The 14,785-nt window shown below is 69.0% G+C and carries 10 protein-coding genes; 4 read left to right on the plus strand and 6 right to left on the minus strand.

Annotation, left to right across the window (positions count from 1 at the left end; genetic code table 11):
• The first annotated feature begins 36 nt into the window (after window positions 1-36).
• Window positions 37-1,269, plus strand: coding sequence for an alpha/beta hydrolase (locus BS329_RS00125; RefSeq protein WP_076154573.1), 1,233 nt, complete (start codon window positions 37-39; stop codon window positions 1,267-1,269).
• Between the two features lie 176 nt (window positions 1,270-1,445).
• Here the strand turns inward: BS329_RS00125 and BS329_RS00130 are convergent, their stop codons facing one another.
• From BS329_RS00130 to BS329_RS00140, 3 genes are all read right to left on the minus strand, one after another.
• Entirely contained in the window at window positions 1,446-2,630 is a 1,185-nt protein-coding gene (locus tag BS329_RS00130; RefSeq protein WP_076154575.1) for an SWIM zinc finger family protein, read from the minus strand.
• The gene (locus tag BS329_RS00135) at window positions 2,630-5,395 is read right to left on the minus strand and encodes a DEAD/DEAH box helicase (RefSeq protein ID WP_076154577.1); all 2,766 of its coding nucleotides are present in this window, start codon (window positions 5,393-5,395) and stop codon (window positions 2,630-2,632) included. The genes BS329_RS00130 and BS329_RS00135 overlap by 1 nt, the downstream gene beginning before the upstream one ends.
• Window positions 5,396-5,511: 116 nt before the next feature.
• Complete coding sequence (locus BS329_RS00140) at window positions 5,512-7,587, minus strand: acyl-CoA dehydrogenase family protein (protein WP_076154579.1); 2,076 nt, start codon at window positions 7,585-7,587, stop codon at window positions 5,512-5,514.
• Between the two features lie 157 nt (window positions 7,588-7,744).
• Here BS329_RS00140 and kstR point away from each other — a divergent pair, with 157 nt between their 5' ends.
• Window positions 7,745-8,392: a cholesterol catabolism transcriptional regulator KstR gene (gene kstR, locus BS329_RS00145; RefSeq protein WP_076155070.1), complete on the plus strand. Its 648-nt coding sequence runs from the start codon at window positions 7,745-7,747 to the stop codon at window positions 8,390-8,392.
• Window positions 8,393-8,462: 70 nt separating this feature from the next.
• Here the strand turns inward: kstR and BS329_RS00150 are convergent, their stop codons facing one another.
• The 3 genes from BS329_RS00150 to icmF are packed head-to-tail and all read right to left on the minus strand — an operon-like array spanning window position 8,463 to window position 13,574.
• Window positions 8,463-9,452 carry a TIGR03557 family F420-dependent LLM class oxidoreductase gene (locus BS329_RS00150; RefSeq protein WP_076154581.1) on the minus strand — a complete coding sequence of 330 codons (990 nt, stop codon included), beginning with the start codon at window positions 9,450-9,452 and terminating at the stop codon, window positions 8,463-8,465.
• Window positions 9,449-10,294 carry an LLM class F420-dependent oxidoreductase gene (locus tag BS329_RS00155; RefSeq protein ID WP_076154583.1) on the minus strand — a complete coding sequence of 282 codons (846 nt, stop codon included), beginning with the start codon at window positions 10,292-10,294 and terminating at the stop codon, window positions 9,449-9,451. Before BS329_RS00155 ends, BS329_RS00150 begins: the two co-directional genes overlap by 4 nt.
• A gap of 43 nt (window positions 10,295-10,337) precedes the next feature.
• Window positions 10,338-13,574: a fused isobutyryl-CoA mutase/GTPase IcmF gene (gene icmF, locus BS329_RS00160; protein ID WP_076154585.1), complete on the minus strand. Its 3,237-nt coding sequence runs from the start codon at window positions 13,572-13,574 to the stop codon at window positions 10,338-10,340.
• Window positions 13,575-13,709: 135 nt separating this feature from the next.
• Between icmF and BS329_RS00165 the strand changes: the two genes are divergently transcribed.
• Together BS329_RS00165 and BS329_RS00170 are read left to right on the plus strand one after the other, a co-directional pair.
• Complete coding sequence (locus BS329_RS00165) at window positions 13,710-14,048, plus strand: ArsR/SmtB family transcription factor (protein ID WP_076154587.1); 339 nt, start codon at window positions 13,710-13,712, stop codon at window positions 14,046-14,048.
• Window positions 14,041-14,697 (plus strand): DUF899 domain-containing protein, encoded by a 657-nt coding sequence (locus BS329_RS00170; protein WP_084749278.1) that lies wholly within the window; start codon window positions 14,041-14,043, stop codon window positions 14,695-14,697. Before BS329_RS00165 ends, BS329_RS00170 begins: the two co-directional genes overlap by 8 nt.
• Window positions 14,698-14,785 lie beyond the last annotated feature (88 nt).

Raw genomic sequence — 14,785 nt, forward strand, 5'->3', positions numbered from 1 at the left:
GTTCTAGGCTGTCACCCGGCGGTAGGATCGGTGCCCATGCAGCCGAGTTTCGTCCTCCGCCAGGCACTCCAGCTCGCGCTCACCGCGAACGCGTTGAAGCCGCCGAGAGGCGCCCGGACAGCGGTTCCGGCGTTCTTCGCGGGCTGGCTCACCGGGGAACTCGCCCCGCATCTGCTCGCCCTCACCGCGGCCGACGCGGCGGCGCACGTCGCCCGGCACCGGGGCGGATCGAGCAAGACCGGTCTGGCCCTCGCGGCCGCGTCGGCGGCCGGGCTCGGCACGCTGATCGCCCAGTCCCAGCGAGCGCGTGACGAGATCGAGACCGCGCTCACCGAAGGCATCGGCAACGCCTACGCCGACGAACTCGAGCACCCGCCGAGCCCGACCGACCTCGCGACCCCGTGGGGTCAGCTGGCCATGCCGTTCCGCATGCGCGACCCGGAGGTCCGGCGGACGCGCGACATCGCCTACGCCCCCGGCGGGAAGCGGTTCCTGCTCGACGTCTACGCGCCGCGCGAGAAGGTCACCGGCGCGCCGATCCTGGTGCAGGTGCACGGTGGCGCGTGGGTGATCGGCAACAAGGACCAGCAGGGCCTTCCGCTGGTGCTGCACATGGCCAAACGCGGCTGGATCTGCTTCGCGATCAACTACCCGCTCTCCCCCGCCGCCCGGTGGCCCGCGCACATCATCGCGGCGAAACGCGCGCTGGCCTGGATCCGGGACCACGCCGAGTCCTACGGCGGCGACCCGTCGTTCGTCGCGGTGACCGGGGGTTCCGCGGGCGGGCATCTGGCGGCGCTGCTGGCGCTGACCGCGAACGACCCGGCGTTGCAGCCCGGGTTCACCGAGGCCGACACCAGCATCCAGGCGTGCGCACCGCACTACGGCGTGTACGACTTCGCCGCGACCAGCGGACGGCGCTCCAGCCAAACCCGGCTGAAGACGCTGATCGCCCGGCACGTCTTCGAGGCGGACAAGGACCCGGTGAACTTCCTCGACGACTACATCGCGGCGTCACCACTGGACCGCATCACCGAGGACGCGCCGCCGTTCTTCGTCATCCACGGCGTCCACGACTCGCTGGTGCCGGTGGGCGAGGCCCGCGAATTCGTGCGGCGCCTGCGGGAGAAATCCCAGCGTGCGGTCGCCTACGCGGAGATCTCCGGCGCGCAGCACGCCTTCGACGTCTTCCCGTCGATCCGCAGCGCGCACGTGGTCCGCGGGGTGGAACGGTTCCTGGAATGGAGTTACCGCACCGGCTCCTCGTGAGGTGCCCCTGCCTCAAAGTCACCTACTGTCCGGCGGTTGCGCGTGATCAGATGGACGGCACGTGTGATCAGATGGACGACACGCTGCGGCCCTCCCATCACGTGTGTCGTCCGTCTGATCACACGTGCCGTCCGTTCAGACACGCGAAACCGCCGGCTCGGTCCAGCTGCTCAACGTCAGGGTGGGTAGATCACGTCCGTCGGCCGCGTGGACGGCGGGCCGTCGACCCGCCAGCCCTCGCCGTCGCGCACGAAGCGGTACCAGCGTTCGTCACGGCCGTAGCGCAGTTGCAGGCCACCCTGCGTGATCCGGTTACGCCAGGTCTTCGGCGCTCCCGGCAGCCCTGATTCGGCCAAGTCCGTCCTGGCCCGCGCGAGCGGCGCCTGCCCCGGCCGCCACACCTCCCGAACCACCGCCATCCCGCCCCGGCCCGCCTCACCCCAGGCCTGGGCCCAGACGGCGAGGTCCCGCACCGGCACCCCAGCGGCCTCGGCGAGTTCGGTGACCAGGTCCGGATCGCCCATCGCCGCCCGGCGGGCGAGGTCTTCCTCGAACGACAGCCCCGGTTCGCGGCCGGGCCCCATGACCAGCAGTTCCCAGGCCCGCGCGGCGGCGTCGGCGGCGAGTTCGGCGAACGTGTCACTGCTCCAGCCCGTGCGGTGCGGTGGATCGAGGTCGAGGACCGCGGGTGGCCCGACCGTGCCCGGGACCGCCAGTCGCGGCGGCAGCGCCGCGATCCGCCGGGTGTAGGCGCGTTTCGGGTCGACGCCGGGCGCGGCGGGGGCACGCATCCGCTTGCCGGACTCGCTCGCGGGCGCCCGGCGAGACCGTAGTTCCGCGAGGACGGCCTCCCTCGGCCTGCCGCGCAACAGGAACAGCACGAACGGATCGGCGTCGACCTCGTCCGCGACCAGGTAGTACACCGCGGCGACGTGTTTGCACGGGTTCGCGCTGTCGGGACAGGAGCACTTCGGGCGCAGATCGCCTGGGCCGGGGAGCAGGTCCGCGCCGGCGGCCCGCGCGTCCTCGGCCAGCTCGCCGGGCAGCTCGCCGTCGAGGAGGGCGGCGACGTGCCCGAGCCGTGAACCGACCATGCCGAGCAGGCTCTCCCACTGCTCCTCGGTGAACGCCCGCATGTGGATGGTCACCCGATACGGCACGGCACGGCTGCCCTGCACCCGGGCCGTCACCTCGCCCGTGCCGACCGCCAGCTCGCCGACCACGCCCTTGCGCGCGTACGTCCGCCCGCGCGGCAGCCGGTTCGGGTCGAGCTTGGCGCGCTTTTCCAGTGCCTCGACCCACGCCTCGCCCCACCACGTGTTGCCGAAGGTGCGCCGTTTCCGCCCGGTCACGCTGGGCATCAGGTGTCGCCGAGCCGGACGAGGTCGGCGAGTTCGTCGTCGGACAGTTCGGTGATCCAGTTCTCGCCCGCGCCGATGACCGCGTCGGCAAGGCCGCGTTTGGTCTCCAGGACCGTGGCGATGCGCTCTTCCAGGGTGCCTTCGGCGATCAGCCGGTGCACCTGGACCGGCCTGTCCTGCCCGATCCGGTACGCGCGGTCGGTGGCCTGGTCCTCGACCGCCGGGTTCCACCAGCGGTCGTAGTGGATCACGTGGGTGGCCTTGGTCAGGTTGAGCCCGACACCGCCCGCCTTGAGCGACAGCAGGAACACCGGCACCTCACCCGCCTGGAACCGGGCGACCATCTCCTCGCGGGCTTTGGGCGTGCTCGACCCGGACAGCAGCATCGTCGGCAGTCCGCGTTCGGCAAGGCGTTTCTCCAGCAGGCGGCACAGCTGGACGTACTGGCTGAACACGAGCACGCTGTCGCCCTCGTCGAGGACCACGTCGAGCAGTTCCTCGAAGGCGGCGAGCTTGCCGGACCGGCCGTGCAGCACGCCGGGTTCCTTGAGGTACTGCGCCGGATGGTTGCAGATCTGTTTGAGTTCGGTGAGCAGTTTGAGCACCTGCCCGGCCCTCGCCATCCCGTCGAGTTCGCGGATCATCGCGAGGTTCTCCCGGACGACGGCCTCGTACAGCGTCGTCTGCTCGGCGGTGAGCGGGACGAACCGGTCGGTCTCGGTCTTGCGCGGGAGTTCGGGGGCGATGTCCGGGTCGGTCTTCTTGCGGCGCAACAAGAACGGCCGCACGGTCGCGGCGAGCCGTTCGGTGGCGGCGGTGTCCCGGTTCCGTTCGATCGGGCGGGCGACCTTGCGGCGGAACCCGTCGAGCGAGCCGAGCAGCCCTGGGGTCGTCCAGTCCACAATGGACCACAGCTCGGTGAGCCGGTTCTCCATCGGCGTCCCGGTCAGCGCGACCTTCGCCGCCGCCGGGATCTTCCGCAGTTCCTTGGCGGTGACCGAAAGCGGGTTCTTGACGTGCTGCGCCTCGTCGGCGGCGATCATCCCCCAGTCCACTTCGGACAAGGTCTCTCGATCCCGGCGGAGGACGCCGTACGTGGCGAGCACGACCTCGTCCGGCGCGACCTCGTCGAGATGCCGCCCGCCGCCGTGGAACCGGCGCACCGGGATGCCCGGCGCGAACCGGGCGAACTCGCGTTCCCAGTTGCCCAGCAACGACGTCGGGCACAGGACGAGCGTGGGACCTTCCTCGAGCGGGCGGCGGTGCAGGTGCAGGGAGATGAGCTGGATCGTCTTGCCGAGTCCCATGTCGTCGGCCAGGCAGGCGCCGAGGCCTAGCCCGGTCATCGTCGCCAGCCACGCCAGGCCCGCCTTCTGGTACGGCCGCAGAGTGGCCCGCAGTTCCGCGGGCTGCTCGATCGGTTCCGCGGCGCTGTCACGGATCCGCTGGAGCAGCCCCGTCAACGCCGACGGCGCGGTGAACTCGACCTTCTCGCCGTCCAGCTCCAGTTCGCCGGTGAGAGCCGCGGCCAGCGCTTCGGCCCCGGACAGTTTCTTCGCGCGGTGAGCGCGCACCTTCGCGATCAGGCGCGCGTCGACCTTGACCCACTTGCCCCGCAGCCGCACCAGCGGCCGTTTCGCCTCGGCGAGCGCGGTGACCTCGGCGTCGGTGAGTTCCTCGTCGCCGACGCTCAGCCGCCAGCGGAACTGCAACAGGCTCTTGAGCGTGAACTCGGGCCCGGTGACACTGCCGGGGGCCTGCGTCGCGCTCGCCTTCGCCTTGAGTTCGCTCGCAAACAGGTCCTTCGGCCACTGCACCTCGATACCGGCGCCACCCAGCGCCGCGTCCCCGTGGCTCAGCAGGTCGACGACCTCGTCGTACTCCAGCGCCAGTTCGGTCGGCGCGGCCGACCGCAGCATGCGGCCGAGCGGCGACCACGCCCTGGCCCCTCGCCGCAGCCCGAGCAGCAACTGCGTCTCGACCTGCTCGCCCATCCGCTCCAGTACCGCTTCGGGCGCTTCCCACAACGTCGCCGCTTCGACGATCAGGCTCGGGTCGGCGGCGCTCCGCACGGCGAGGACCGCGGCGAACGTGGCCTCTTCTTCGGGACCTTCGGGTTCGGACACCTCCATGCGCAGGACGAGATGCGCGTCCTGCGCCTGCCGCGCGCTCAGCTCCGCGAGCCACGCGGCGCCGTCCGGCCCGACCAGCGTCGACTCGGCCGCCGCGAACGCCGGACCGCCCGCCGTGACACTCGCGGCGGGCGTGCGGACCAGCACGTCCGCCGTCGCGTCCCAGAGCGCGCGGATCAACGACTCCGGCGAATGCAACCGAATCCGTTTCAGCCCGGACAACGGCAGCGCGTGCGCCTCGGGCGGCAGCGCGGCCGCGAGCCCGCGCAGCAGCTCCTCGTCGGCGACGTCGAGCGGGCCGATCCGCCACGAATCCACCCCGCCGGGTGAGGCCGCGGGCAGCAGCCTGCCGCGGGCGATGAGGTTCACCCCGGCCTCGGCGACGGCCGACCACGCGGCGATGGCCGGGCTCAGGTCGCCCTCGGCGGTCAGCAGCCGCGGAATCGCGCGTGACAAGGGAACGAGCGCCGCGTCGACCTTCGTGCGCCGGAAGACCTTTCCCACCGGCAGCACGAGTTCGATCGGGGTGTCACCCGCTATGCCGTCTCCCCAGAGCGCCAGTACGCCGTCCCGCGGGGGATCCGAGGGGACGAAGGTGGCTTGGGTTTCTGTGCCGAACTCCACGACCGGCACGTTAGAGCACGGGACCGACAGGCGGCGGGCGGTGGGTGTTATGAAAGGTCCGTTCATAACAGATCTTGTTATGAACGGACCTTTCATAACACGCGAGAGAGCCGTGACAGGGACTTTCAGGACCGCGGCAGCCCCAGCAGCCGCTCGGCCGTCAGCGACAGCAGCACCTGTGTCGTGCCGCCCGCGATGCTGAGGCAGCGGGTCAGCAGGAACTCGTGCTGCGCGGGGTCACCGGCGACGAGGGCGTTCCCACCGAGCGCCTCCAGCGCGAACTCCGCCACCGCCTGCCGATGCCGGACGCCCAGCAGTTTGCGCACGCTCGATTCGGCGCCCGGGTCCTGGCCGTCGAGCCGCCGCAGCGTCGCCCGCAGGTCCAGGACCGAACACGCGCTGCCGTCGGCGATCAGCGCGCCCAGCTTCTCCGAGTCGGCGTCACCGTCGAGAGTGGCGAGCAGGTGCTCGACGCCCTCCCCCACCGCGGATCCGCTGCCGAGCGCGACGCGTTCGTTGGCCAGCGTCGTCCGCGCGAGCCGCCAGCCGCCGTTCACCTCGCCGACCACCCTGTCGTCCGGCACGAAGACGTCATCGAGGAAGACTTCGTTGAAGACGGCGTCGCCGGTGATCTCGCGCAGCGGGCGGGTGCTGATCCCGCCGGTGGTCATGTCGACGAGGAAGTACGTGATGCCCTTGTGTTTCGGCGCGTCCTGGTCGGTGCGCGCCAGGCAGATCGCCCAATCGGCTTCACGCGCGAGCGACGTCCACACCTTCTGGCCGTTCAGCAGCCAGCCGCCGTCGACTCGGCGGGCCGTCGTGCGGAGCGACGCGAGGTCGGAGCCGGCTTCGGGTTCGCTGAACAGCTGGCACCAAGTGATCTCGCCGCGCAAGGTGGGCGCGGCGAAGCGGTCCCGCTGCTCCTGCGAACCGTGTTCGAGCAGTGTCGGGATCGCCCAGGAACCGATCACCATGTCGGGACGGCGGACACCGGCATCGGCGAGGGCGGCGTCGATCCGCAACTGTTCGGCGGCGGTGGCGCCCCGGCCGTACGGCGCGGGCCAATGCGGTGCCAGCAGACCCGAATCGGCCAGTGCGACACGTCGTCCCTGCTCGGGCAGGGTGGCGATTTCTCCTACCAGGTCACGGAGTTCGGCGTCTTCGCCGACCTCGACACTCAACGTCCGCCGGTCACCGCGGAGCGCGAGTTCGGCGGCACGACGGCGCCAGCGGGCGGAACCGCCGAGCCACTGACGCAGGGCGACGGCGCGACGCAGATAGAAGTGCGCGTCATGCTCCCAGGTGAAGCCGATGCCGCCGAGGACCTGAATGCAGTCCTTCGCGTTGGCCACGGCCGCGTCGAGGGCGTAGGCCGCCGCCGTCGCGGCCGCCAAAGTGCGCTGCGCGGGGTCGTCTGCCGCCCTCGCCGCGTCCCACGCCAGGGCGTCGGTGGCTTCGGCCCGGCAGAGCATTTCCGCGCAAAGATGCTTGACCGCCTGGAAAGACCCGATGGGACGGCCGAACTGCTCTCGCACTTTCGCGTACTCGACGGCGGTCCGGAGACACCATCGTGCGATACCGGCGGCTTCGGCGGCACCCAGCGTGGCGGCGTAGTCGTCCACGGGCAGCGACGCGAAAACCGCTTCGGGTGTCACACCGGCGCATCGGACGCGGCCGACCAGGCGAGAGACGTCGAACGGGTCACACTGCTCGATGTCCACTCCGGACGTCCCTGGTGGGATGAGGGCGGAGACGTCACCGGTGGAGACCAGCAACCACGCCGACGGATGCACGTCGAGTGCCGGCCCCGACTCGCCGTCGACGACCGAACCCGAGACGGCGAATCCGGGGCCGAGCACCACCGCCAGCCGTTCGGTCCCGTCCGCGAGGCCGGGCAGGATCTCTTTGGCGGCCTGCGGAACCGTCGCGAGCAGCGCGCCGCCCAACGCAGTCCCGAGGACAGGACCGGGTACGAGTGCTTCGGCGGCTTCGGCGAGCCCGGCGGCCAGATCGGCGAGCGTGCCGCCCGCGCCGCCGACGTCTTCGGGAATCGCGACGCCGAACAAGCCGAGTTCCGCCAGTCCTGGCGGCGGCTCGGTGATCCGGCCACTTCGGACGGCGTCGACGGGCCGGGCGGACGCCGCCCAGGCCCGGATCGACGCGGCCAGCGCCGCCTGTTCCTCGGTGAGCGCGATCGACACGGGTGGGACCTCCTCGCCAGACCTACTAGCGAGTGTAGAACGTGTTACAGTTTCTTGCCCAGTGGGTCACGTCTTGAACAGTTCGTCCGCTTAGGTACGCTACGCGGGGAAAGTGGAACAAGTTCCGAAGATCGGTTCGATGAAGGGGGACGTGGCGATGCCAGGGAAGGCCAAGGCACCCACGAGCGCGAAGGCGCGTAGCGGCAACGGTCTCTCCGCGCTGGGCGGCGACGAACTGGGCTCCGCCGCACAACGCGACCGGCGGCGCCGCATCATCGACGCGACCCTCAGTCTCGCCGCGAAGGGCGGGTACGACGCGGTCCAGATGCGCGCGGTCGCCGAAAAGGCGGACGTCGCGCTCGGCACGCTGTACCGCTATTTCCCCTCGAAGATCCACCTGCTCGTCTCCGGGCTTGCCAGGGAATTCGAGCGCGCGCAAGAGAAACTCGAACGCTCCGCCATCCCCGGCGACACCGCGAGCGAGCGGCTGATGTTCGTCCTTGGCCGCAACACCCGGCTGATGCAGCGCGATCCGCACCTCACCGAGGCCATGGTCCGCGCGTTCATGTTCGCCGACACCACCGCGGCCGCCGAGGTCGAGCAGGTCGGGCGGCTGATGGAGAACATGTTCGCCAAGGCGATGGGTATCGAGGACCCGACCGAGGTCGATCGCGACATCTTCCACGTCATCGCCGACGTCTGGATGGCGAACCTGGTCGCCTGGGTGACCCGGCGCGCTTCCGCGGCCGACGTCGCGAACCGGCTGGAGCTGTCGGTGCGCCTGCTGCTGGACAAGAACGCCTGACCCCGTGCTATGAACGGCCCGTTACTTGCAAAATTTGCAAGTAACGGGCCGTTCATAGCAGTAGCGAGATTTAGGCGGTCAGCTTCGGAAGCACGTCCCGCCCGAAGGTCTCGATGAACTCGTCTTGGTTCCGCCCCACGTTGTGGACGTAGATCCGGTTGAAGCCGGCGTCGACGTACTTCTGCAGCGCCGCGCGGTGCACGTCCGGATCGGACGAGACGACCATGCGGCCCTCGAAGTCCTCACGCCGCACCAGTTTCGCCATCTGCGCGAAGTCGAACGGCGAGCGGATGTCGGCCTTCGGGAACTTCATGCCACCGTTGGGCCACTGGTCCATCGCGTTGGCCCACGCCGTCTCGTCGTCCTCGGCCCACGACAGGTGCACCTGCAGCAGCTTCGGCATCGTGTCCGGGTCTTTGCCCGCCTTGCGCGCGCCGGTGCCGAAGTTGTCGAGGATCCCCGCCAGCTTCTCGATCGACGCGCCCGGCGTGATCAGCCCGTCGGCGAGTTCACCGGTCTTGCGCGAGGTGTACGGGCCCGCCGACGCGATGTAGATCGGCGGCGGCTCGTCCGGCAGCGTCCACAGCCGGGTGGTGTGCAGTTTGAAGAACTCGCCGCTGTGCTTGACGTCCTTGCCGGTGAACAGCTTCCGGATGACCTCGAGCGCCTCGAACATCCGCCGTACCCGCTCGGGCGCTTCGGGCCAGTAGCCGCCGATGATGTGCTCGTTGAGCGCCTCGCCGGAGCCGATGCCGAGCCAGGTCCGGCCGGGGTAGGTCGCCTCCAGCGTCGCCGCGGCCTGCGCGACCATCGACGGGTGCAGCCGGAACGACGGGCAGGTCACGCCTGGTCCGAGGTCGCCGGTGGTGTTCTCCGCCAACGAGGCGAGCACGCTCCACACGAAGGACGCTTCACCCTGTTGAGGGACCCACGGCTGGAAGTGGTCGGCGGCCATCTGGCCGGAGAATCCATGCTGTTCGGCCAGCGCCGCCAGCCGGATCGACTCGCGCGGCGAGAACTGCTCGAGTGCCGCGGCCAAGCCGATTTGAACCTCAGTCACGCCTGTTGCCCCTTCCGAAAGCTCTCGGCGACCTTCGCGTACTGGTCGAGTAGCTCCAGTGTCGCCGCTTCGGGCTCGGTCGGCAGGAAGAGCGTGGCCTCGTCGACGCCGCCTTCGACCAGCTTGCTCAGCGCGTCCTCCTCCGGGGTGGCACCGAACGCGGAGAACTTGATGTCGCTCCGGCCCTGGTCGGCCAGCCACTGACGCACCCGGCGAAGCTCCTCCGGCGGTGTGTGGGCGTGTGGCAGCCAGCCGTCGCCGTACTTGGCGATCCGCTCCATCGCCTTCTCCCCCGCCCCGCCGATGTAGATCGGCGGATGCGGCTTCTGCACCGGCTTCGGCCACGCGAAGATGGGGTCGAAATCGACGTACTCGCCGTGGAACTCGGCCTCGTCCTTGGTCCAGATCTCCTTCAGCGCGGCGAGTTGCTCGTCCACGAGCGCGCCCCGCGTCCGCGGATCCGTGCCGTGATTGCGCATTTCCTCCCGGTTCCACCCGACGCCGACGCCGAAGAGGAACCGGCCTCGCGAAACCAGGTCCAGCGAAGCGACCTCTTTCGCCGTGTGGATGACGTCGCGCTGCTGCACCAACGTGACACCCGTGCCCAGTTTCACCTTTGAGGTGGCCCCGGCCGCCGCCGTCAGCGCGACGAACGGGTCCAAAGTCCGGTAGTACACGCGCGGCAGGTCGCCACCGCCCGGGTACGGCGTCTCCCGGCTGACCGGGATGTGCGAATGCTCCGTGATGTGGAGCGAGCTGAACCCGCGCTCTTCGACGGCGGCGGCGAGGACGTCCGGCCTGATGCCTTCATCGGTGATGAAGGTGGCGATTCCGATCTCCATGTTCTGCAACTACCCGAACACGCCCCGCGATATTCCCGCGGCGCTAGACGTTGCGCCGGTACTGTCCGCCCACCTCGAAGAACGCCTCGGTGATCTGGCCGAGCGAGCACACCCGCGCCGCGTCCATCAGCACGCCGAACAGGTTGCCGCCGCGGGTCGCCGCCTCACGAAGCGTCTTGAGCGCGACCTGCGCCTCGGCGTGGTGCCGATGCTGGAAGTCCTCCAGCCGGTGCAACTGCGAGACCTTCTCGTCCTCGGTCGCCCGCGCGAGTTCGACCTCGACGTCGTCCTCGCCGGCGTTCGGGTTGCGGAAGGTGTTGACGCCGATGATCGGCAGCGTGCCGTCGTGCTTCTGGCGCTCGTAGAGGATCGACTCGTCCTGGATCTTGCCGCGCTGGTAGCCGGTCTCCATCGCACCGAGCACGCCGCCGCGTTCGGAGATCCGGTCGAACTCCAGCAGGACGGCCTCTTCGACCAGGTCGGTCAGCTCGTCGATGATGAACGAGCCCTGCAACGGGTTCTCGTTCTTCGACAGGCCCCATTCCTTGTTGATGATCATCTGGATGGCCATCGCGCGCCGCACCGAACTCTCCGACGGCGTGGTGATCGCCTCGTCGAAAGCATTGGTGTGCAAGGAGTTCGCGTTGTCGTACAGCGCGCACAGCGCCTGCAGGGTGGTGCGGATGTCGTTGAAGCTCATCTCCTGCGCGTGCAGCGAACGCCCGGAGGTCTGCACGTGGTACTTGAGTTTCTGCGAGCGCTCGTTGGCGCCGTAGCGCTCCCGCATCGCGACCGCCCAGATCCGGCGCGCGACCCGGCCCAGCACCGAGTACTCGGCGTCCATGCCGTTGGAGAAGAAGAACGAAAGGTTCGGCGCGAAGTCGTCGATGCTCATCCCGCGCGCGAGATAGCTCTCGACGTAGGTGAACCCGTTCGACAGGGTGAACGCCAGTTGCGAGATCGGGTTCGCCCCGGCCTCGGCGATGTGATAGCCGGAGATCGACACCGAGTAGAAGTTCCGGACGCCGTGCTCGATGAACCATTCCTGGATGTCGGCCATCATCCGCAGGCTGAACTCGGTGGAGAAGATGCAGGTGTTCTGCCCCTGGTCCTCCTTGAGGATGTCCGCCTGCACGGTGCCGCGGACGTTGCGCAGCGCCCATTCGCGCAGTTCGGCGGCCTCGGCTTCGGACGGCTCGCGGTCGTGCTCGGCCTTGAACGCCGCCACGCGCTGGTCGATCGCGGTGTTGAGGAAGAACGCGAGGATCGTCGGCGCCGGCCCGTTGATCGTCATCGACACCGACGTGCTCGGCGACGTCAGGTCGAAGCCGTCGTAGAGCACCTCCATGTCTTCGAGCGTCGCGATGGATACGCCGGACGTGCCGACCTTGCCGTAGATGTCGGGGCGGGTGTGCGGGTCGTGCCCGTAGAGCGTCACGGAGTCGAAGGCAGTCGAAAGGCGCTTCGCGTCGGAGTCGGCTGAGAGCAGCTTGAACCGCTTGTTGGTGCGGAACGGGTCGCCCTCACCGGCGAACATCCGCGCCGGGTCCTCCCCCTCGCGCTTGAACGGGAAAACGCCCGCGGTGTAAGGGAAGTATCCGGGCAGGTGCTCGCGGCGCAGGAACGACAGCAGTTCGCCGGACTCGGTGTAGCGCGGCAGCGCCACCCGCGGGATCCGGTTGCCGGACAACGTCTCGCGCCAGAGCTGGGTGTGCAGTTCCTTGTCACGGATCTTCACGACCAGCTCGTCCGCACGGTAGGACTCGGCGAGTTCTTGGAAACGTGCCAGCAGATCGGTCGACTCACCGTCCACATCGGACTCGGCAGCGGCGAGCAGCCCGTCGAGCGCGTCGGTGTTCGCGTCGACGGCGGCCAGCGCTTCCTTGGCGACGGCGAGGTGTTCGCGCTTGCGCAGCGCGGCGACCTGCTGCTCGGTCTTGGTGTGATAGCCGCGGACGGTGTCGGAGATCTCCGCGAGATAGCGCGTCCGGTTGGCCGGGATGATCGTGCTGGCGTCGGTGGACACCTTGCCCGCGACCTTCGGGAGCACGCCGGGCGAGACGGTCAGGCCGCGTTCGGCGAGAGTGTCGCGCAGGTGCTGGTACAGCGCGGTGACGCCGTCGTCGTTGAACTTCGCGGCGCTGGTGCCGTAGACCGGCATGTCGTCGGGCGAGGAACTGAACGCCTCACGGTTGCGGACGAGCTGGCGCGCGACGTCACGGCGGGCGTCCTCGGCGCCGCGGCGCTCGAACTTGTTGATCGCCACCGCGTCGGCGAAGTCGAGCATGTCGATCTTCTCCAGCTGCGACGCCGCGCCGAACTCCGGCGTCATGACGTACAGCGACTGGTCCACGTAGTCGACGATGCCGGCGTCGCCCTGGCCGATACCCGGCGTCTCGACGATCACCAGGTCGAACCCGGCGGCCTTGCAGGCGAGGATGGACTCCGAAAGCCCGGTGGGGATCTCACCGCTGGTGGTCCGCGTGGCCAGCGAACGGAAGTAGACGGGGCTGCCGTCGAGACAGTTCATCCGGATCCGGTCGCCGAGCAGCGCACCGCCGCCCTTGCGGCGCGACGGGTCAACGGCCAGCACGGCGATGCGGAGCTTGTCCTCCTGGTCGAGCCGGAACCGGCGGATCAGCTCGTCGGTGAGCGACGACTTGCCGGAACCACCCGTTCCGGTGATGCCGAGGACCGGCGTCGTCCGCGCCTTGGCGGCTTCGGCGATCCTGTCGAGCCACTCCTGCGACAGCGATTCGCGCTGGAGCTGGGTGATGACCCGCGACAGCGCGGGGATGTCACCCGAAAGCAGTTTGTCCAGCGACCCTGGCGACTGCGCGGACAGATCCGTGTCGCAGGCCTTGATCATCAGGTTGATCATGCCTGGCAGGCCCAACTCGTAGCCGTCCTCCGGCGAGAAGATGCGCGCGACGCCCCGCGAGTGCAGCAGGTCGATCTCCTCGCGGACGATGACCCCGCCTCCGCCGCCGAACACCTTGATATGCCCCGCGCCGCGCTCGTTCAGCAGCTCGACCAGATAACTGAAGTACTCGACGTGCCCGCCCTGGTAGGCACTGATGGCCACCCCCTGGACGTCCTCGGCGATGGCCGCGGTGGCGACCTCGTCGACCGACCGGTTGTGCCCGAGGTGCACGACCTCCGCGCCCTGCGACTGCAGGATGCGCCGCATGATGTTGATGGACGCGTCATGCCCGTCGAAGAGGCTCGACGCCGTCACGAAGCGAACAGGGTTCACGGGCCGGTGCAGGTCGCTGGTCATCTCTCCAAAATACTAGGACTTCCTACTGTTTTACACCCGTCCACTCGCGTGACGGCGCTCTCACTCGCCCTTGACAGAGCGACGCACACCAGTATATTCAACCTAAAGGTTAAACAACCGATCGATTGAGCAGCAATGACCACTGATCAGCTCAGCGCCACGTTCGCCGCTTTGGCGGACCCCACCCGGCGGGCGATCCTCGCCCGGCTCTCCACCGGCGAGGCCAGCGTCAACGAACTGGCCGAGCCCTTTCCAGTCAGTCTTCAGGCCGTTTCCAAGCATCTGAAGGTCCTCGAGCGCGCGGGGTTGATCAGCCGGAGCCGGACGGCGCAATGGCGGCCCTGCCGGCTGGAGGCCGCCCCGCTCGGCGAGGTCGCCGACTGGGTCGAGCGCTACCGGCGTTTCTGGGAAGGCAGCTTCGACCGGCTGGAGGCCCACCTGGCCGAGCTTCAGAAAGGTGATCAAGATGAGTGAGACCATGGCATTGCCGGAAATCGTCTCGCAGGACAAGTGGCAGGTCGCGCGGGACGCGTTGCTGGCCAAGGAAAAGGACCTCACCCGCGCCGCGGACGCGGTCGCCGCCGAACGCAGGCGGCTGCCGATGGTCCGCTACGACGGCAAGTACGAATTCGACGGACCCCAGGGCCGGGTGACCCTGCTGGACCTGTTCGAGGGACGGCGGCAGCTGATCGTCTATCACTTCATGCTCGACCCCGGCCAGAAGGCGGGTTGCCCTGGCTGCTCGATGATCGTGGACAACATCGGCCACCTCGCCCATCTGCACGCCCGCGACACCACGCTGTACGTGGTCGCGCCGGCGACACTGCCCGAGATCGAGCGGTACAAGGAACGAATGGGCTGGACCGTCCCGTGGGTCTCGGCAGCGGACAGCGATTTCACCGCGGACTGCGGCATCGACGGCGGATTCGGCATCAGCGTCTTCCTGCGCAAGGGCGACGAGGTGTTCCGGACGTACTTCACCACCGGTCGCGGCGGCGATCAGCTGGTGGGAACGCTGCGTTACTTGGACCTGACGCCGCTCGGGCGGCAAGAGGCGTGGGAGGAGTCCGGCCGGGGAACGGACGGACCGGGCCACTGGTGGAAACGGCACGACGAGTACTGAGCCAGGCTGATCGCGATTAGTCCTCTAGTTGCGTGATTCCGTGAAGATCACGTGAGGTAGCGAGGCTTGATCGTTCGCTCGCGAAGTC

This window comes from Amycolatopsis coloradensis (assembly GCF_001953865.1).
GTDB classification, from domain to species: Bacteria; Actinomycetota; Actinomycetes; order Mycobacteriales; family Pseudonocardiaceae; genus Amycolatopsis; species Amycolatopsis coloradensis.

Bases quoted from the DNA above. Each gene is read 5' to 3' on its own strand.
- BS329_RS00130 (WP_076154575.1), bottom strand. From the start codon at position 2,630: ATGCCCAGCGTGACCGGGCGGAAACGGCGCACCTTCGGCAACACGTGG.
- icmF (WP_076154585.1), bottom strand. From the start codon at position 13,574: ATGACCAGCGACCTGCACCGGCCCGTGAACCCTGTTCGCTTCGTGACG.
- BS329_RS00155 (WP_076154583.1), bottom strand. From the start codon at position 10,294: ATGGAGATCGGAATCGCCACCTTCATCACCGATGAAGGCATCAGGCCG.
- kstR (WP_076155070.1), top strand. From the start codon at position 7,745: ATGCCAGGGAAGGCCAAGGCACCCACGAGCGCGAAGGCGCGTAGCGGC.
- BS329_RS00125 (WP_076154573.1), top strand. From the start codon at position 37: ATGCAGCCGAGTTTCGTCCTCCGCCAGGCACTCCAGCTCGCGCTCACC.
- BS329_RS00170 (WP_084749278.1), top strand. From the start codon at position 14,041: ATGAGTGAGACCATGGCATTGCCGGAAATCGTCTCGCAGGACAAGTGG.
- BS329_RS00165 (WP_076154587.1), top strand. From the start codon at position 13,710: ATGACCACTGATCAGCTCAGCGCCACGTTCGCCGCTTTGGCGGACCCC.